Raw genomic sequence first — 16,670 nt, 5'->3', positions numbered from 1 at the left:
GCGGCAATCGGGCCGTAAAATGGCGGCCATCAACAGCCAGCAGCTTATCGCAAGCAACTGAACAGAATGACCCTGTGGGTGCTCGGACTGAACCATCAGACCGCGCCGGTGGAACTGCGCGAACGCGCGGCCTTCGGCGGCGATGCGCTGTCGCGCGCGATGGACTCGCTGCGGCAGTCGCCGCAGCTGGCCGAAGCCGTGCTGCTGTCCACCTGCAACCGCACCGAACTGTATGCCGTGGCCGAGGACGGCCAGCACCTGTCGCGCTGGCTGGAAAGCCACGCCGGCGACCTGCAGGGCTATCTGTACGAGCACCGCGACGACGCCGCGGTGCGCCACCTGTTCCGCGTTGCCACCGGGCTGGACTCGATGGTGCTGGGCGAGCCGCAGATCCTGGGCCAGGTCAAGGACGCCTGGGCGCTGGCGCGCGACAACGGCGCCATCGGCCAGCACCTGGACCGGCTGTTCCAGCAGACGTTCTCGGTGGCCAAGCGCGCCCGTACCGATACCCGCGTCGGCGCCAACCCGATTTCGGTGGCCTCGACCGCGGTGCGGCTGGCGCAGGATTCGTTCGCGCGGCTGGAAGACTCGGCCGTGCTGCTGGTCGGTGCCGGCGAGACCATCGAACTGGCCGCCAAACACCTGGGCGAGTCCCGGGTGAAGCGGCTGCTGATCGCCAACCGCACCCTCGCCCACGCGCAGGACCTGGCCAGCCGCCACGGTGGCGTGGCGCTGCCGCTGACCGAACTGGAACGCCACCTGGCCGAGGCCGACGTGGTGTTTTCGGCCACCGCCGCGCGCGAACCGGTGATCCTGCAGCGGCAGGTCGCCGCCGCGCTGCGCGCGCGCCGGCACAAGCCGATGCTGCTGTTCGACCTGGCGGTGCCGCGCGACATCGAGCCAGGCGTGGGCGAACTGGCCGACGCCTACCTGTACACGGTGGACGACATGGAGCGCGCCGTGGAGGAAAACCGCCGCAGCCGCCGCGAAGCCGCCGCCGAGGCCGAGGCCATCATCGACCTGCAGGTCTCGCGCTACATGGAGAACCTGCGCGCCACCCACCTGCAGGCGCCGCTCAAGCAGCTGCGCGCGTTCGGCGAGGCCACCCGCGCCGAACTGCTGGACAAGGCGCGGCAGCAGCTGGCCCACGGCAAGTCCGCCGACGAGGTGCTCGAGCAGCTCGCCCACGGCCTGACCAACCGCCTGCTGCATCCCCCTACCGCCGCGCTGCGGCAGGCCGCGCTGGAAGGCGACGCCGACCTGACCCGCGCCGCCCAGCGCCTGTTCCCGGCCGCGCCCGGGTATCGACACCCCGTTGCGAGGACCGATGACGCCGACCCTGCGCCGTAAGCTGCTGGCCCTGGCCGAGCGCCGCGAAGAACTGGAACGCCTGCTTGCCGACCCGGACGTGGTCGCCGACAACACGCGCTTCCGCGATTTTTCCCGCGAGTTCGCCCAGCTCGAGCCGGTCGCCAGCGCACTGGCCGCCGAAACCCGCGCCCGCGAGGATCTCGCCGCGGCCGAGGCGATGCGCGCCGATCCCGAACTGCGCGAGCTGGCCGACGAGGAGATCGCCTCGGCGCAGGCGCGCCTGCAGGCGCTGGACGAGGAACTGGCGCTGCTGCTGGTGCCCAGGGACCCGCGCGACGAGGGCAACCTGTTCCTGGAAGTGCGCGCCGGCACCGGCGGCGACGAGGCGGCGATCTTCGCCGGCGACCTGTTCCGGATGTACGCCCGCTATGCCGAACGCCAGGGCTGGAAGGTCGAGATCGAATCGGACAACCCCGGCGAGCATGGCGGCTACAAGGAGGTCGTGGCGCGCGTGGTCGGCCGCGGCGCGTATTCCAGGCTGAAATTCGAGTCGGGCACCCATCGTGTGCAGCGCGTGCCGGCCACCGAGTCGCAGGGCCGCATCCACACCTCGGCCGCCACCGTGGCGATCATTCCCGAGGCCGACGACGTGGAAGACATCGCCATCAACCCGGCGGACCTGAAGGTGGACACGTTCCGCTCTTCCGGCGCCGGCGGCCAGCACGTCAACAAGACCGAATCGGCCATCCGCATCACCCACGTGCCCACCGGGGTGGTGGTCGAGTGCCAGACCGAGCGCAGCCAGCACGCCAACCGCGACAAGGCGATGAAGCGGCTCAAGGCGCAGCTGCTCGACGCCGAGCGCAGCCGCCAGGCGGCCGCGCAGGCCGAGTCGCGGCGCCTGCAGGTCGGCAGCGGCGACCGCAGCCAGCGCATCCGCACCTACAACTTCCCGCAAGGCCGGATCACCGACCACCGGGTCGAGGGCCTGACCCTGTACGACCTGCCGAACGTGATCGAAGGCGACCTGGACGCCCTGGTCGGCCGCCTGCTGCACGAGCACCAGGTGGATGAACTGGCGCGCCTGTCCGAAGGCACCTGAGCCGCGCGCGTCACCGCCGCGGGCCCGGCACCGCGGCAAATGCACGGTAACGCCCGCACAATCGGCACATCGCAAGAGGGTCCAGCCAGCGCATGAATGTCCCGTACGACGAACGCCAGCACCTGCGCACCGCGGTGCAGCGCCAGCCCGCCGACTTCATCGCCTGGGTGATGCTGGCCGACGCCGAGCTGGGCGCAGGCGACCTGGATGCCGGCGAACGGGCTGCGCAGCGGGCGCTGCAACTGCGCCGCGACCACCCTGAAGCACTGGCGCGGCTGGGACGTGCGCGCTGGATGCAGGGCCGCCACGAGGAGGCCGCCAACCTGCTGCGCCACGCCTCGCGACAGGTCCCCCGGCACCCCGGCATCGCGCTGTGGCTGGGCCATGCGCTGGAGGATGCCGGCCAGCCCGAGGCCGCCGCCGATGCCTATCGCCGTGCCCATGCGCTGCTTCCGGACGAAGCCTATGTGGCCGCGCAGCGCCTGAACTGGCAACGGCGGCTGTGCGACTGGCGCGGGCTGGAGGCGTTGTCGCAGCAGGTCCGCGGCGCGGTGGCGCAGGGCAACCCGGCGGTGGAGCCGTTCGCCTTCCTCAGCGAGGACGCCAGCGCCGCCGAGCAACTGGCCTGCGCACGCCAGCGCGCGCAGGTGATCGCCGCCTCGACCCCGCGGCTGCCGCCGCCGGGGCCGCGTCGGCAAGGGCCGCTGCGGGTCGGCTTCCTGTCCAACGGGTTCGGCGCCCATCCCACCGGGCTGCTGACGGTGGCGCTGTTCGAGCAGCTGCGCGCCAACGCCGGGCTGCAGGTGCATCTGTTCGCACTCAACGGCGACGACGGCAGCCGCATCCGTCAGCGCCTGCAGGCCGCGGCGCATGCGCTGCACGCGGTGGCGGGAATGCCGCACGCGGCCATCGCCCGGCGAATCCGCGAAACCGGCATCGACATCCTGTTCGACCTGCGCGGCTGGGGCGGTGGCGGCACCCCCGAGGTGCTGGCGATGCGGCCGGCGCCGCTGCAGGTCAACTGGCTGGCCTACCCCGGCACGTCGGGCGCGCCATGGATCGACTACGTGCTGGCCGATGCATTCGTGTTGCCGGCGGCGCTGGAACCGGCATTCAGCGAGACCGTGCTGCGGCTGCCACGCGCGTTCCAGCCCTCGGACAACACCCGCGTGGTCGAGGCGCCACCGGCGCGCGGCGAATGCGGCCTGCCCGGGTGCGACGGAAACGGCGGCGGCGTGGTGTTCTGCTGCTTCAACAACAGCTACAAGCTCAACCCGCGCAGCGTCGCGCGCATGCTCGAGGTGCTGCGTGGCGTGCCCGGCAGCGTGCTGTGGCTGCTGTCCGGGCCGGGCCTGGCCGACGAGCGCCTGCGCGAGGTCGCGCGTTCGCAGGGCATCGATCCGTCGCGCCTGGTGTTCATGCCCAAGCTGCCGCACCCGCAGTACCTGGCGCGCTACCGGCATGCCGACCTGTTCCTCGACACCCATCCCTACAACGCCCACACCACCGCCTCGGATGCGCTGTGGGCCGGTTGCCCGGTGCTGACCACGCCCGGCCGCAGCTTCGCCGCGCGCGTGGCCGGCAGCCTCAACCACCACCTCGGGCTGGACGAGATGAACGTCGCCGACGATGCGGCCTTCATCGCCACCGCGGTCCGGCTCGGCAACGACCCGGCCGCACGGGCCGCGCTGCGGGCGCGGCTGGCCAGCGCCCGCGACACGGCGGGCGTGTTCGACATGGCCGGCTTCGCCCGGGACTTCGCCGCCCTGGTGCAGGACCTGGCGGGCCGCCAGGCGCACGCCGGCCAGCACTAGCGCAGGCGCGTGACCCGTCGCCGGTAGTCGCCCACGTTGTCGCCGTCGATGCGGCGCTGCTGGGTGCCCTTCACCTCGCCGACCTTGCGGTCCGAGCCGGTCACCGGCTTGGCCACGATCTCGGTCTCGTGCTCGAAGCCATGCGACTTGTCGGTATTGCGGTAGTACCGGTACAGCGCCCAGTACAGCGCTGCCGCGCCGGCCGGGCCCGCGGCCAGCAACCAGAGTCCACTGTCTTCGCTCATGAGGCAGCCACCAGGAATGCGATTGCGAGGGCTTCGATGACCGTGCCGGCGGTGAGCGCGGCCAGCAGCAGTTTCCACTGCTGCACCGGCACGCTGCCCATGGTCTCGCCGGTGCGGCCGTTGACCGCGATGTAGTGCAGCATGCCGCCGTTGCTGCCGGGCTGGTGGTAGGAGTACAGCCACACCGGCAGGTACATCGACACCCAGCGGGTGCCGTGGACTTCCAGCTGCTCCTGCTCCCAGCGCACGCCGCGGTCGTAGCGCGATACCGAGCGATGCACCTGCGAGCGGGCGATCGACAGCAGCTGGTCCTCCAGCCGCGGGCGCAGCTTCTCGACGTCGAGATCGCGCTTTTCCGAGGTGTAGCCGGCCAGGTAGGAGGCATTCCACTTCAGCGCGTTCTTGGTGTCGAACGGCAGGATGGCGTTGATGATGTTGTTGGTGTTGGCGCGGGTGTCGAGGTTGCCGCGCCCGGCCGACGACTCCAGCGGCAGGTCGTCGACGGTGAACTCCACCTGCCGCTCCACCTGGTACACGTCGGCGTCGTAATAGGTCTGCCGGTTCTTTTCGTTGCCGCGGGTGTATTCGCGGGTCTTGATCTCGCCCCTGCCGGCCACCGCCGCGCTGGCATTGCCGTCGACGATCATGTACGGCAGGTAGACGCCGACCACGTTCTCCGGGGTGAACTGCTCCTTGAACGCCTTGAGCGCGAACAGGCGGCGCTTGTCCACGAACTGGCGGATGCGCGCGACCGCGTCGTCCTTCCTTATGTGGAACGGCAGCACCGCGTCGGGCACCGCGCCGTTGGCGACCTGCTCGTTGACCCCGAACACATGCCGGCACCAGTGGCAGCGCGCGGTCATGGTGCTTTCGGTGTTGACCGTGACCTCGGCGCCGCAGCCGCTGCACTTGAAGCTCATCAGGCTGGAGGTATCGGCATCGATGTCGCGCGCGCCGGAGGCGATGACCGTGCCGCGCAGCTGGTCGATGGCCTCGCCCAGCCCGAACGCCTCTTCCACCCGCGCGCCATGCCATTCGTGGCGGCAGTACAGGCACACCAGCACGTCGCTGCCGGCCCGCGGGCGGATGTCGGTGGCACCGCATTTCGGGCAGCGGTTGAGGCCGTCCTTCAGCTCGGTGGCCGAGGTGTCGAGGGCGACCGGGTCGGGCGCCTGGATCTCGTCGCGGATGGCCTCGGGCAGATCGGCGGTCTCCAGCGGGAAACTGCCGGGCGGGGGCGGGACATCGCGCGGCGAACCCGGCCCGTCCAGCACCGCCGCGGGCACGGGCGGCGGCGGTGGGGCGGATCCGGGCAGTGGCGGCGGGCCGTTTCGGGGATCGGACATGGAGGTCGTGCGTCCCGCTGGTTACAGGCCCAGCGCCTTGGCTTTCAGCGCGTCGTAGTCGGCCTGGGTGATCAGCCCCAGGTCCAGCATTTCCTTGGCCTTCTTCAGCTTGGCCACCGGGTCGTCCGCGGCCGCCGCCACCGGCTGCTGCATGCCGCCGACGCCGAACATGCCCGAGGCCATGCCCACGCCGACCAGGCCGGCCGCACCGCCGTTCTCGCCGGCGGACTGGATGCCCTGGGCGACACTGGCCTGCAGGTTGGAATTGCCGCGCGCGCCGGACAGCGCGTCGGCGCGCTGCACGGTCTTGAGCAGTTCGCGGGTGTTGGCGTCGTACTCGATCGAGACGATGGCGGTCTTGACGATGGCCAGGCCGCGATCGGACTTCCACTGGTAGGCCTGCTCGACCGCATCGGACAGGCTCCTGGCGAAGCCGACCGAGTCCTGCTGGATCCTGGTGATGCGGTTGCCCTTGGCCGGGTCGTTCGTGTACAGGCTGAACGCCGGGGCGAGCGAGCCGACCACTTCGTTGAACAGCTGGCTGGCGGCGGCGTTGTCCAGGTCGGTGAAATCGAACACCTGGCCGGGGCGCAGGTAGCTGGCCGGCACGAAGTTCTTCACGAACAGGATCGGGTCGACGATCTTCAGCGTGTACGTGCCGCGCGTGACCGCGCCGACCTGGGTGTTGAGGAAACCGTCGTCCCAGTAGATCTCGGACTGGGTGCCGAAGCGGTTGTCCGGCAGCTCCTTGAGCGAGACGAAGAACGCCGCCTGCTGCGCGCCCGGCTGGCCGCCGAACTTGAAGCGCTCCCAGCTCTGCCGGATGAAGGTGCTGACCAGGCCGTCGCCGGCGAAGATCGACTGCGAGTTCGGATCGTCCGAACGCCACTCGTAGCCACCCGGCTCGGCGACGAAACCGGTGATGGCGCCGTCCTGGAACAACAGCAGGCCGTAGCCCTCGGGCACGACGATCTTCGAGCCGTTGCTGATGATGTTGGACGAGGCGCTGGTGTTGGACCCGCGGCCGGCGTTGGTCCCGCGCGGTACCGCGGCGAACAGCGCCGCCGTGGCCGGCAGGCCGTCCGGCACCGTGAAGAAGTCCTTCCACTGGTCGGCGAGCACGCCGCCGATCGCACCCTTTGCTGCCTGGACAAGCCCCATCGCACCGCTCCTGATCCATTGCCGGGCACCGCGCCCGACGCTCAGGCAAAACTACATGAAAACCGCAGCCCGGGTAAAAGCCAGGCTGCGGCCGGGAAGGCGCCGGGCACTGCGCCGGCGGTCCGGCAACCCGCCGCTGCGGCGACGGCGCCGCGCGTGGCTGGTTCCCGGCTCCCCGGCTGCGCTAGGCTCGTGCTTCCGGACAGGGAAACCGCCATGGACAAGCTCAAGCGCAAACAGTACGAGCAGTTGCTGGAGCCCATGCAACTGGAACTGACCGCGATGGCGCGCTGGGTCCAGCACTCGGGCCAGCGCCTGCTGGTGCTGTTCGAGGGCCGCGATACGGCCGGCAAGGGCGGCGCCATCCAGGACATCGCCCGCCACCTGAATCCCCGCCAGTGCCGCGTCGTCGCCCTGCCCAAGCCGACCGACCGCGAGTGCACGCAGTGGTACTTCCAGCGCCATGTCGCGCACCTGCCGGCAGCCGGCGAGATCGTGCTGATGGACCGCAGCTGGTACAACCGCGCCGGCGTGGAAAAGGTGATGGGGTTCTGCACCGACGCCCAGTACCACGCGTTCCTGGCCCAGGCGCCGGTGTTCGAGCGGCTGCTGGTGGATGACGGCATCCTGCTGTTCAAGTACTGGCTGTGCGTGGACCAGGAGCAGCAGGAAAAGCGCTTCGCCGAGCGCCGCCAGAATCCGCTCAAGGGCTGGAAGCTGTCGCCGGTCGACCTCAGGTCACGCGTGGAATACGCCGCTTACACCCATGCGCGCGAGGCCATGCTGGAGGCGACCCACAGCCACCATGCACCGTGGACGCTGGTGGATTTCAACGACCAGAAGCGCGGCCGCCTGACCCTGATCCGCGACCTGCTCGACCGCCTGCCGGAAACTCGCCTGGACGAGGCGCTGATCGACCTGCCGCCCTTGCCGGACGCGCCGAAGAAGGAAAAGTACGGCATGGTGAAGCCAGTGCCGCCGTTCGCACCCGACTGAGCGCCCCCCGCGCGGAGCGGCGCCCTTGCCGATGGCCCCTCGCCAATGGACCGGGGCGGGCGCCGCCGCGATCAGCCCACCTTGCCGCCGGCCGCGACGATCGCCTGCTCGATCTTGCCGGCATCGACCGGGCCGAGGAACTGGTGGGCGACCTTGCCATCGGGCCCGATCAGGTAGGTCATCGGCAGGCCGCGCGGGGTGGCGAAGTCCTTCGGCGGGTCGTACGGGTCGAGGATGACGATCGGATAGGCCACGGGATGCTTTTCCAGGAAGGCACGCATGTCGTCCGGCTCGATGTCCTCGTAGGCCAGGCCGACCACCTCGACGTTGTCGCGCATGGCGTGCAGTGCCGACAGTTCCGGCATTTCCTGCAGGCATGGCCCGCACCAGGTCGCCCAGAAATTGACCACCACCCATTTCCCGCGATGGCCGGCCAGGTCGTAGTCCTCCCCGGCCACGGTCCTGGCCTGAAGCCGCGGCATGGCCGCGGTCTCCGCCACCACGCCCGGGTTGGCGCCGGCGGCAGGCGCCTCGGCCGGATTCGACGCAGGCACGGCCGCGGGCGGGGGCGGGGTCCCGGCCACGGTGGCGGGCGCGTCGGCATCGGGCGCGCTGCAGCCGGCCAGTGCCAGCACCAGCAGCGCGAAGGGCAGCAATCGGGGGGTCATCGTTCGTCTCCGGTAATGGCATAGATGTCGCCTACGCGGCGCTTGAGCAGCTCGCGCAGCGGCACGCGCAGTTCGTCCAGCGCGCGGCAGGCCGCCTGGCCCAGCGCGTCCTCGCGGAACGGCAGGTATTCCTCGGCGATCGGAATGCGCAGCTGCGAACTCTCGTACAGCTCGCGCAGGGTGATGCTGTCCAGGTCGCGCGCCAGCAGCCACTGCCCGCGTTCATCGCGCCGCAGCAGGTTGATCGCCTCCATCTGGCACAGCAGTTCCTGCAGCAGCGAATCGGTGAGCATCGGCTCCAGCGCCAGCAGTTCTTCTTCGTCCAGCCCGCGCCCCTGTTCGCGCGCCTCGCGGAAGCGACCGAGCAGGCGCAGCAGGCCATACAGCTCGCAGCCCTGCGGCAGTCGCAGCGCGACCGGCTGGTAGCGGAACGCGGCGATCGACGACGCCAGCGAGGCGCCGAGCAGCACCGACACCCATCCCAGGTAGATCCACAGCAGCAGGATCGGCACGAAGGCCACCGTGCCGTACAGCTTCTGGTAGGACTGGAAGCTGCCCAGGTACAGGCCCATGCCCCACTTGACCAGCTCCAGCATCACCACCGCCAGCAGGGCGCCGGGAATGGCGTGGCGCCACTTCACGGCGTGGTGCGGCACCACCCGGTAGACCAGCATCACGCAGGCGAATTCGATCAGCACCGGCGCCAGGCGCAGTGCCAGGTCGGCCAGCCAGCGGCCCTCGACGGTACCGAACAGGGGCAGCGCGAACACCTTGGCCGACACCGCCAGCGAAGCGGCGGCCAGCATCGCGCCCAGGGTCAGCACGGTCCAGTACACCAGGAAACGGGTCAGCCGCGGCCGCGCCGAGGCCACCCGCCAGATGCGGTTGAAGATCTGTTCGATGCTGTTGAGGGTGATCAGCAGCGACGCCACCAGCGCGATGAAGCCGGCCGCGGTGAGCTGGCCGACGCTGGCCGAGAACTGCCGCAGGTAGCCTTCCGCCGCGCGCGCGGCCGAGGGCACGAAGTTGGAGAACACGTAGTCGCTGAGCGCCTCGCTCCAGCGGTCGAACATCGGGAACGCCGACAGCACCCCGAACACCACGATCGCCAGCGGCACCAGCGCGAACACGGTGGTGTAGGCCAGCGCGCCCGCCGCCTCGAACAGGCGGTCGTCGAGGAAACGGTGCCACAGGAAACGGGCGAAACTGGCCCGGCGCCCGCTGTCACGGACCCGTTCCATCCATAGATTGAGCGAATCCAGGGGTTCCATCCGGCAAGGGTACCCGATGCAAAGCGCGGCCCGCATCGCCGATACTGCCGCCTCCCGTGTGATGAGTGGATGGTGCGATGGCGGAAATCCTGGTGCTGTACTACAGCCGCGGCGGCTCGGTGGCGCGGTTGGCGCGGCAGATCGCCCGCGGCATCGGCGAGGTGCCGGGCATGAGCGCGCGCCTGCGCACGGTGCCACCGGTCGCCGCGGTCACCCAGACCAGCGCCCCGCCGGTGCCCGAGGATGGCGCGCCCTATGTCGAGGTCGCCGACCTGGAGCAGTGCGACGGCATCGTGCTCGGCAGCCCGACCCGCTTCGGCAACATGGCCGCCCCGGTCAAGCATTTCCTCGACGGGCTCGGCGCGCAGTGGGTCAACGGCACCCTGTCCGGCAAGCCGGCGGCGGTGTTCACCTCCACCGCGTCGATGCATGGCGGGCAGGAATCGACCCTGCTGTCGATGCAGCTGCCGCTGCTGCACCACGGTTGCCTGATCGTCGGCATCCCGTTCACCGAACCGGCGCTGAGCCACACCACCGGCGGCGGCACGCCCTATGGCGCCAGCCACGTGGCCGGTGCCCAGGACGACCCCCAGCCCAGCGACGACGAAGCGCACCTGGCGCGCGTGCTGGGCCGGCGCGTGGCCGACATCGCGCGGAGGCTGGCGCGATGAGCACGGCGACGCGACGGCACCCGACCCTGCTGCTGGCGCTGATCGCGCTGGCCGCGCTCTACACCTGGTGGTTCCTGCACGACAAGCACTGGCTGGCCACGCAGCTGGTGTTCACCGGGCCGCCGCTGCTGCTGGCCATCGCCCTGCGCCTGGGCTGGCGGCTGGCGCCGTTCTGGTCGGGCGTATGCGCGCTGGGCTGGTTCAGCCATGGCGTGATGAGCGCCTGGAGCCACCCGGAAACCGCGCTGCTGGCCTGGGTGGAGATCGCGCTGTCGCTGCTGGTGATCGCCCTGGCGAGCCTGCCGGGCCTGCGCGCGCGCTTCGGCAGGAAGTCCACGTAACCGCTGGCGCTGCCCGGCGCATGCGCGGCACCGCCCGCGCCTGCGCTGCCGCGCACCGCCGTTTATCATTGCACCATCACCGTTTGGACCCAGCGCCATGATGGAAGAGCTCCTGATCGTCACCACCGGTGGCACGATCGACAAGATCTATTTCGACGACAAGTCCGACTACCAGATCGGCGACCCGCAGATCGGCATGATCCTGCGCGAACTGGGCGTGACCTTCCGCTTCAACGTGATCCCGATCCTGCGCAAGGATTCGCTGCACATCACCGACGAGGACCGCGAACTGATCCGCGCCACGATCGCCGCGCAGCCCACCCGCCACGTGCTGGTCACCCATGGCACTGATTCCATGGTGGCCACCGGCAAGGTGCTCAAGACCATCCCCGGCAAGACCATCGTGATGACCGGCGCGCTCAGCCCGGCACGCTTCCGCGGCTCGGACGCCGAGTTCAACATCGGCTGCGCGATCGGCGCGGTGCAGTCGCTGCCCGAGGGCGTCTACATCGCCATGAACGGCCGCGTGTGGAATCCGGACAAGGTGCGCAAGAACGTCGAGGCCAACCGCTTCGAGTCGCTCTGAGGTGGCCCGCGGCACCCGCGCCACCGCCGCGCTGGACAAGGCCGGGGTCGGCCACGGGCTGCATGCCTACGACTACGCCGCCGAGGTGGACAGCAAGGGCATGGCCGCCGCGCAGGCGCTGGGCATCGACCCGGCGCGGGTGTTCAAGACGCTGATGGCATGGGTGGACAAGCAGCCGGTGGTCGCGGTGATCCCGTGCGACCAGCGGCTGTCGCTGAAGAAGCTTGCCGCCGCCTGCGACGGCAAGCATGCGCAGATGATGGAAATCGCAGAGGCCGAGCGCCGCAGCGGCTACAGGGTCGGGGGCATCAGCCCGTTCGCGCAGCAGCGCCCGGCCAGCGTGCTGTTCGCCAGCGCGGCGCGGCAGCACGCACGCATCTGGATCAACGCCGGCCAGCGCGGCCTGCTGCTGGACATCGCCCCGGCCGACGCGCTGGGATTCCTGCAGGCGCGCTGCGCCGACCTGTGCGAGTAACCCTGCGCCGCGCGGGCGCCCCCACGGCGCCGACCGCGGCGTCACGGGTGCCGCATCGCGCGCGCCCATGGTGCCCCGCAAACGCAGAAGCCCCGCCGGAGCGGGGCTTCGTTGCGACCCACAGGCCAGGGGTCAGGCGTCCAGCCGCACCAGCCAGCCGTGGCGGTCCGGCAGGCGACCGTACTGGATGTCGGTCAGCTCCTTGCGCAGCGACATGGTGACCTCGCCGGCCGGCGCGTCCAGGTTGCCGACCGTGAAGCCTTCGCCCTTGAGTTGGCCGATCGGGGTGATGACCGCGGCGGTACCGCAGGCGAACACCTCGGTGATATCGCCCGACGCCACGCCCTGCTTCCACTCGTCGATGGACACCTTGCGCTCCTCCACGGTCATGCCACGGTCGCGCGCCAGCTGCAGGATCGATTCGCGGGTGATGCCTTCCAGGATCGAGCCCGACAGCGCCGGGGTGACCAGGGTGTTGCGCTTGCCGTAGACCAGGAACACGTTCATGCCGCCCAGTTCCTCCAGGTACTTGCCCTCGACCGGGTCGAGGAACAGCACCTGCGAGCAGCCCTGCGCCTGCGCCTGCTGCTGCGGCAGCAGCGACGCGGCATAGTTGCCGCCGCACTTGGCCGCGCCAGTGCCGCCCTTGGCCGCACGCGCGTAGTCGGTGGACAGCCAGATCGCGACCGGCGCCACGCCCTTGGCGAAGTACGGGCCGGCCGGGCTGGCGATCACGTAGTAGCTGGCCTTGTGCGCGCCGCGCACGCCGAGGAACGCCTCGTCGCCGATCATGAACGGACGGAAGTAGAGGCTGGCCTCGTCGGCGCCGGACACCCAGTCCTTGTCCACCGCGATCATCTGCTTCAGCGACTCGACGAAGATCTCCACCGGCAGCTCGGGCAGCGCCAGGCGCGCGGCCGAACGCTGCAGGCGGCGGCCGTTGGCCTCCGGGCGGAAGGTCCACACCGAGCCGTCGGCGTGGCGGTAGGCCTTGATGCCCTCGAAGATCTCCTGGCCGTAGTGCAGCACGGCGGCGGCCGGGTCCAGCGCGATCGGGCCATACGGCATCACCGCCGCGTCATGCCAGCCGGTGTCCTTGTCCCAGCGCACGGCCACCATGTGGTCGGTGAAGTGCAGGCCGAAACCCGGCTTCTCCAGGATCTTGGCGCGCTCGGCGGCGCTGCGCGGGTGGTCCGAACGGGTGACGTGGAAGCTCAGAGACTGGGACACCGGATGTTTCCTTCCAGATTGCGGGTTTTGAAGCCGGCCCGCACCCGGGCCAGCGCGTTGCACACCTTACAGCATGCCCGTTTCGAGCCGTGCCGCCTCGGACATCATGTGCTTGCCCCACGGCGGGTCGAACACCAGCTCGACGTCGGCGGCGGCCACGGTCGGGATCATTTCCAGCTTGCTGCGCACGTCGTCGACCAGGATCTCGCCCATGCCGCAGCCGGGCGCGGTCAGGGTCATGCGCACGTCCACTTCGCGCCGGCCATCGTCCAAGTGCTTGATGTCGACCTCGTAGATGAGTCCGAGATCGACGATGTTGAACGGGATTTCCGGGTCGAAGCAGGTACGCAGCTGCTCCCAGACCAGTTTTTCCACGTCCTCGTCGCCGGCGCCCTCGGGCAGCTCCAGCCCGGGCGGCGGCTCCTTGCCGATGGCGTCGCCGTCCTTGCCGGCGATGCGGAACAGGTTGCCTTCGACGAACACGGTATAGCTGCCACCCAGTGCCTGGGTGATATAGCCGTAGCTGCCGGCAGGCAGGGTCACGCTGTCGCCCTGGGGCACCATGACGGCCGGGCAATCGCGTTCGAAATGGACGGGTTCGCTGCTGCGGGAGTACATGTGGATCGATATGGGGACGCGGACGCTACCCGCAAGAAGGCCATTTTAGCCGACTGGGCGCGCCGGCCGCTGAAAGGCTATGCTGCTTGACCTTTTCGGGAATGCCCATGCCACCTGCCCCACCCCCGGCCAGCCGCCCCCAGCATTGGCTCTGGCCCCTGCTGTTGCTGCTGGGAAGCATCACCCTGGCCATCGCCTGGCTGATGGTCGCGCTGGCCACCGGCTCGCAGGCCGGCTGGATGGCGATCGCCGCGGCGGCGGAGGCGGCATGGATGCTGCGCCTGGGCACGCTGGCCGGTGGCAGGACCCGGATCGCCGTGGCGATGCTGGCCACGCTGCTGATCGCGCTGGCCGCCAACTGGGGCATCGCCGCGGCCTACATCGGCGGCCCGATGGGCCTGGCGCCGTGGGAATCGGCGCTGCGCCTGGGCCCGCACCTGGCCTGGACCCTGATCGGGCTGGCCAACGGCACCGCCGAGATCCTGTGGCTGCTGGCCGGGCTGGCGGTGGCGTGGTGGCTGGCGCGGTGACGCGCAGGGCGGGCGACGGCGCCCGCGTTGCGCTCAGTGCCCGCCGTCCAGCGCCTTCAGCTCGCTGACCAGCGCGCTCGCCGCCTCGGCACCGTCGCCATACAGCATGCGGGTGTTGTCGGCGTAGAACAGCGCGTTCTCGATGCCGGCGAAGCCGGTGCCCTTGCCGCGCTTGATGACGATGGTGTTCCTGGAATTGACCACGTCTAGGATCGGCATGCCGTAGATCGGGCTGGACGGGTCGGTCTTCGCCACCGGGTTGACCACGTCGTTGGCGCCGATCACCAGCGATACGTCGGTGGTGGCGAACTCGGGGTTGATGTCGTCCATGTCGGCGATCAGGTCGTAGGGCACGCCGGCCTCGGCCAGCAGCACGTTCATGTGCCCGGGCATGCGCCCGGCGACCGGGTGGATGGCGAACTTCACCTTCACCCCGCGCTCGATCAGCCGCTGCGCCAGCTCCCAGATCTTGTGCTGGGCCTGCGCCACGGCCATGCCGTAGCCGGGCACGATCACCACCCGCTCGGCGAAGGCCATCATCGCGGCCACGTCGGCGGCCTCGATCGGCTTCTGGCTGCCGCTGATTTCCGCCGCACCCTGCCCGCCGCCGCCGAAATTGGAGAACAGCACGCCGCTGATCGGCCGGTTCATCGCCTTGGCCATCAGCCGCGTCAGCAGGATGCCGGCCACGCCGACCATCATGCCGGCGATGATCAGCGCCTCGTTGCCCAGCACGTAGCCTTCGAACGACACCGCCAGGCCGGTGAAGGCGTTGTACAGCGAGATCACCACCGGCATGTCGGCGCCGCCGATGGGCAGGGTCATCAGCACGCCCAGCGCCAGCGCCGCCACGAAGAAGGCGATGATCGCCAGCGGCTGCAGGCTCAACGCCGCCCACACCCCCAGCGCCACCATCGCCACGGCCACCAGCAGGTTGAACACCTGCTGCCCGGGGAAGGTGACGCGCTTGTCCAGGCGCCCGTCGAGCTTGGCCCAGGCGATGACCGAACCGGACAGCGACACCGCGCCGATGGCCGAACCGATGACCGCCAGCGCCAGTACCGTGGTCGACGGCTGCCGCGCCGCGAGCGCGGCAATGGCTTCGGCGCTCCAGTGGCTGGTGTCGCGACCGGCAACGTCGGCAAAGCGCAGCAGTTCCACCGCACCGATGGCCGCGGCCGAGCCGCCGCCCATGCCGTTGTACAGCGCCACCATCTGCGGCATGTCGGTGATGGCGACCTTCTTTGCCGACACCCAGGCCAGGCCGGTGCCCAGCGCCAGCGCCACCAGGATCAGCGCGATGTTGTGCAGTCCCGGCAGGAAGAACGTGGCCACGGTGGCGATCAGCATGCCCGCGCCCGCCCAGTGGATGCCGCTGCGCGCGGTCCTGGGCGAGGCCATGCGCTGCAGGCCCAGCAGGAACAAGGTGGCGGCCACCAGGTAGCTCGCCTTCACCAGCAACGTCATGCTCATGCCGCTCCCTCCAGAACCGTGGTTTGCGCGATGCCGGCGTGGCGGTCGCGGCGATGGTGCTCGCGCATCTCGATCGCCGTCTTCAGCAGTCCGATCATGCCCATCCCGAACGCCACCAGGCCCAGCGACAACTGCGACAACGCCGCCGTGTCGGCCAGCGCCGCGCCCACCAGCCCCAGCACGATCGGCAGCAGTGCCTCGGCGGTCAGCAGCCAGAGCATCCAGCCGCCCTTGCGCGGGTCCTCCCAGACCCTGCGCGAGATCCGGTTCTGGGTCCGGGTCGGGTCCTGCAGCGAAGACATGCCGATGCCAACGCCGGCGTACAGCAGGGCGTTGTTGAAGGCATCGAGCAGGCCATCCATGCCCCTGAACAGGGGCAGCGCGGCATAGCCGAACGCGACCAGCAGGGCCGGATACTGCAGGTAGCTGAGCCACTGGAACAGCTGCCGCACCTCGATCCGCCGCGCCGCTGCCGGGGCTGCCGGTGCGCTCATTTGTCCTGCCCTTGCGGCTTCCTGGAGCTCTTGAACATCTCCAGCATGCGTTCGGTGACCACGTAGCCGCCGGCCGCGTTGCCCGCGCCCAGGGCGACGGCGATGAAGCCGATGGCCTTCTCCAGGGTGGTGTCGGCATGGCCCAGCACCACCATCGCCCCGATCAGCACGATGCCGTGGATGAAGTTGGAACCGGACATCAACGGCGTGTGCAGGATCACCGGCACCCGCGAGATGATCACGTGGCCGGCGATCGCCGCCAGCATGAAGATGTACAACGCCACGAACCCGTCGCTCATTGCTGCCCTCTCCGAGGCCGGAACTGCCCGTCCCGCATC

The 16,670-nt window shown here is 70.0% G+C and carries 19 protein-coding genes; 9 read left to right on the top strand and 10 right to left on the bottom strand.

Going from position 1 to position 16,670, the window contains the following annotated elements:
* Positions 1 to 66: 66 nt before the first annotated feature.
* From hemA to QQA12_RS03575, 3 genes are all read left to right on the top strand, one after another.
* The gene (hemA, locus tag QQA12_RS03585) at positions 67 to 1,350 is read left to right on the top strand and encodes a glutamyl-tRNA reductase (protein WP_226050625.1); all 1,284 of its coding nucleotides are present in this window, start codon (positions 67 to 69) and stop codon (positions 1,348 to 1,350) included.
* Positions 1,328 to 2,413 carry a peptide chain release factor 1 gene (prfA, locus tag QQA12_RS03580; RefSeq protein ID WP_226050626.1) on the top strand — a complete coding sequence of 362 codons (1,086 nt, stop codon included), beginning with the start codon at positions 1,328 to 1,330 and terminating at the stop codon, positions 2,411 to 2,413. Before hemA ends, prfA begins: the two co-directional genes overlap by 23 nt.
* 92 nt (positions 2,414 to 2,505) lie before the next feature.
* Positions 2,506 to 4,227 (top strand): tetratricopeptide repeat protein, encoded by a 1,722-nt coding sequence (locus QQA12_RS03575; RefSeq protein ID WP_226050627.1) that lies wholly within the window; start codon positions 2,506 to 2,508, stop codon positions 4,225 to 4,227.
* Here the strand turns inward: QQA12_RS03575 and QQA12_RS03570 are convergent.
* The 3 genes from QQA12_RS03570 to QQA12_RS03560 are packed head-to-tail and all read right to left on the bottom strand — an operon-like array spanning position 4,224 to position 6,979.
* Positions 4,224 to 4,472 (bottom strand): hypothetical protein, encoded by a 249-nt coding sequence (locus tag QQA12_RS03570; protein ID WP_054663234.1) that lies wholly within the window; start codon positions 4,470 to 4,472, stop codon positions 4,224 to 4,226. The genes QQA12_RS03575 and QQA12_RS03570 overlap by 4 nt on opposite strands.
* Entirely contained in the window at positions 4,469 to 5,818 is a 1,350-nt protein-coding gene (locus QQA12_RS03565; protein ID WP_056931960.1) for a hypothetical protein, read from the bottom strand. Before QQA12_RS03565 ends, QQA12_RS03570 begins: the two co-directional genes overlap by 4 nt.
* A gap of 21 nt (positions 5,819 to 5,839) precedes the next feature.
* A complete protein-coding gene (locus tag QQA12_RS03560) occupies positions 5,840 to 6,979 on the bottom strand; it encodes an SPFH domain-containing protein (protein ID WP_056931961.1) in 1,140 nt (379 codons plus the stop codon).
* Positions 6,980 to 7,195: 216 nt separating this feature from the next.
* On the opposite strand from QQA12_RS03560, the gene ppk2 reads away from it, so the two are divergent.
* A complete protein-coding gene (ppk2, locus tag QQA12_RS03555) occupies positions 7,196 to 7,975 on the top strand; it encodes a polyphosphate kinase 2 (RefSeq protein ID WP_056931962.1) in 780 nt (259 codons plus the stop codon).
* A 71-nt stretch (positions 7,976 to 8,046) separates the two neighbouring features.
* On the opposite strand, the gene QQA12_RS03550 is transcribed toward ppk2, so the two are convergent.
* Positions 8,047 to 8,643, bottom strand: coding sequence for a TlpA disulfide reductase family protein (locus QQA12_RS03550; protein WP_054663222.1), 597 nt, complete (start codon positions 8,641 to 8,643; stop codon positions 8,047 to 8,049).
* The gene (locus QQA12_RS03545; RefSeq protein WP_054663219.1) at positions 8,640 to 9,914 is read right to left on the bottom strand and encodes a YihY family inner membrane protein; all 1,275 of its coding nucleotides are present in this window, start codon (positions 9,912 to 9,914) and stop codon (positions 8,640 to 8,642) included. The genes QQA12_RS03550 and QQA12_RS03545 overlap by 4 nt, the downstream gene beginning before the upstream one ends.
* A gap of 77 nt (positions 9,915 to 9,991) precedes the next feature.
* On the opposite strand from QQA12_RS03545, the gene wrbA reads away from it, so the two are divergent.
* The 4 genes from wrbA (at position 9,992) to ybaK (ending at position 11,987) form a co-directional block, all read left to right on the top strand.
* Positions 9,992 to 10,585, top strand: a complete 594-nt coding sequence (gene wrbA, locus QQA12_RS03540) for an NAD(P)H:quinone oxidoreductase (RefSeq protein ID WP_054663217.1) — start codon at positions 9,992 to 9,994, stop codon at positions 10,583 to 10,585.
* On the top strand, positions 10,582 to 10,926 hold the full coding sequence (locus QQA12_RS03535; RefSeq protein WP_056931965.1) for a DUF2069 domain-containing protein: 345 nt from the start codon (positions 10,582 to 10,584) through the stop codon (positions 10,924 to 10,926). Before wrbA ends, QQA12_RS03535 begins: the two co-directional genes overlap by 4 nt.
* Positions 10,927 to 11,026: 100 nt before the next feature.
* On the top strand, positions 11,027 to 11,512 hold the full coding sequence (locus tag QQA12_RS03530; protein WP_054668594.1) for an asparaginase domain-containing protein: 486 nt from the start codon (positions 11,027 to 11,029) through the stop codon (positions 11,510 to 11,512).
* A gap of 1 nt (position 11,513) precedes the next feature.
* On the top strand, positions 11,514 to 11,987 hold the full coding sequence (ybaK, locus tag QQA12_RS03525) for a Cys-tRNA(Pro) deacylase (RefSeq protein ID WP_226050628.1): 474 nt from the start codon (positions 11,514 to 11,516) through the stop codon (positions 11,985 to 11,987).
* A gap of 132 nt (positions 11,988 to 12,119) precedes the next feature.
* On the opposite strand, the gene QQA12_RS03520 is transcribed toward ybaK, so the two are convergent.
* Both QQA12_RS03520 and sufT read right to left on the bottom strand, forming a co-directional pair.
* The gene (locus QQA12_RS03520) at positions 12,120 to 13,217 is read right to left on the bottom strand and encodes a branched-chain amino acid aminotransferase (protein ID WP_226050629.1); all 1,098 of its coding nucleotides are present in this window, start codon (positions 13,215 to 13,217) and stop codon (positions 12,120 to 12,122) included.
* 66 nt (positions 13,218 to 13,283) lie between these two features.
* Entirely contained in the window at positions 13,284 to 13,835 is a 552-nt protein-coding gene (gene sufT / locus QQA12_RS03515; protein ID WP_056931967.1) for a putative Fe-S cluster assembly protein SufT, read from the bottom strand.
* A 107-nt stretch (positions 13,836 to 13,942) separates the two neighbouring features.
* Between sufT and QQA12_RS03510 the strand changes: the two genes are divergently transcribed.
* A complete protein-coding gene (locus tag QQA12_RS03510; protein WP_056931968.1) occupies positions 13,943 to 14,365 on the top strand; it encodes a hypothetical protein in 423 nt (140 codons plus the stop codon).
* A 33-nt stretch (positions 14,366 to 14,398) separates the two neighbouring features.
* On the opposite strand, the gene QQA12_RS03505 is transcribed toward QQA12_RS03510, so the two are convergent.
* Genes QQA12_RS03505 through QQA12_RS03495 form a run of 3 tightly spaced genes read right to left on the bottom strand, consistent with a single transcriptional unit; the run spans position 14,399 to position 16,631 of the window.
* Positions 14,399 to 15,838 carry an NAD(P)(+) transhydrogenase (Re/Si-specific) subunit beta gene (locus QQA12_RS03505; protein ID WP_226050630.1) on the bottom strand — a complete coding sequence of 480 codons (1,440 nt, stop codon included), beginning with the start codon at positions 15,836 to 15,838 and terminating at the stop codon, positions 14,399 to 14,401.
* Complete coding sequence (locus QQA12_RS03500) at positions 15,835 to 16,332, bottom strand: hypothetical protein (protein ID WP_226050631.1); 498 nt, start codon at positions 16,330 to 16,332, stop codon at positions 15,835 to 15,837. Before QQA12_RS03500 ends, QQA12_RS03505 begins: the two co-directional genes overlap by 4 nt.
* Positions 16,329 to 16,631, bottom strand: a complete 303-nt coding sequence (locus QQA12_RS03495) for an NAD(P) transhydrogenase subunit alpha (protein ID WP_054663202.1) — start codon at positions 16,629 to 16,631, stop codon at positions 16,329 to 16,331. Before QQA12_RS03495 ends, QQA12_RS03500 begins: the two co-directional genes overlap by 4 nt.
* Positions 16,632 to 16,670 lie beyond the last annotated feature (39 nt).

The organism is Stenotrophomonas sp. 17(2023), assembly GCF_030345315.1.
GTDB lineage: Bacteria > Pseudomonadota > Gammaproteobacteria > Xanthomonadales > Xanthomonadaceae > Stenotrophomonas > Stenotrophomonas acidaminiphila.
The sequence above is the reverse complement of the archived record's forward strand: the minus strand, read 5'-3'. Positions and strand labels throughout refer to the sequence as shown.

Bases quoted from the DNA above. Each gene is read 5' to 3' on its own strand.
- hemA (WP_226050625.1), top strand. From the start codon at position 67: ATGACCCTGTGGGTGCTCGGACTGAACCATCAGACCGCGCCGGTGGAA.
- prfA (WP_226050626.1), top strand. From the start codon at position 1,328: ATGACGCCGACCCTGCGCCGTAAGCTGCTGGCCCTGGCCGAGCGCCGC.
- QQA12_RS03575 (WP_226050627.1), top strand. From the start codon at position 2,506: ATGAATGTCCCGTACGACGAACGCCAGCACCTGCGCACCGCGGTGCAG.
- QQA12_RS03570 (WP_054663234.1), bottom strand. From the start codon at position 4,472: ATGAGCGAAGACAGTGGACTCTGGTTGCTGGCCGCGGGCCCGGCCGGC.
- QQA12_RS03565 (WP_056931960.1), bottom strand. From the start codon at position 5,818: ATGTCCGATCCCCGAAACGGCCCGCCGCCACTGCCCGGATCCGCCCCA.
- QQA12_RS03560 (WP_056931961.1), bottom strand. From the start codon at position 6,979: ATGGGGCTTGTCCAGGCAGCAAAGGGTGCGATCGGCGGCGTGCTCGCC.
- ppk2 (WP_056931962.1), top strand. From the start codon at position 7,196: ATGGACAAGCTCAAGCGCAAACAGTACGAGCAGTTGCTGGAGCCCATG.
- QQA12_RS03550 (WP_054663222.1), bottom strand. From the start codon at position 8,643: ATGACCCCCCGATTGCTGCCCTTCGCGCTGCTGGTGCTGGCACTGGCC.
- QQA12_RS03545 (WP_054663219.1), bottom strand. From the start codon at position 9,914: ATGGAACCCCTGGATTCGCTCAATCTATGGATGGAACGGGTCCGTGAC.
- wrbA (WP_054663217.1), top strand. From the start codon at position 9,992: ATGGCGGAAATCCTGGTGCTGTACTACAGCCGCGGCGGCTCGGTGGCG.
- QQA12_RS03535 (WP_056931965.1), top strand. From the start codon at position 10,582: ATGAGCACGGCGACGCGACGGCACCCGACCCTGCTGCTGGCGCTGATC.
- QQA12_RS03530 (WP_054668594.1), top strand. From the start codon at position 11,027: ATGGAAGAGCTCCTGATCGTCACCACCGGTGGCACGATCGACAAGATC.
- sufT (WP_056931967.1), bottom strand. From the start codon at position 13,835: ATGTACTCCCGCAGCAGCGAACCCGTCCATTTCGAACGCGATTGCCCG.
- QQA12_RS03510 (WP_056931968.1), top strand. From the start codon at position 13,943: ATGCCACCTGCCCCACCCCCGGCCAGCCGCCCCCAGCATTGGCTCTGG.
- QQA12_RS03505 (WP_226050630.1), bottom strand. From the start codon at position 15,838: ATGAGCATGACGTTGCTGGTGAAGGCGAGCTACCTGGTGGCCGCCACC.
- QQA12_RS03500 (WP_226050631.1), bottom strand. From the start codon at position 16,332: ATGAGCGCACCGGCAGCCCCGGCAGCGGCGCGGCGGATCGAGGTGCGG.
- QQA12_RS03495 (WP_054663202.1), bottom strand. From the start codon at position 16,631: ATGAGCGACGGGTTCGTGGCGTTGTACATCTTCATGCTGGCGGCGATC.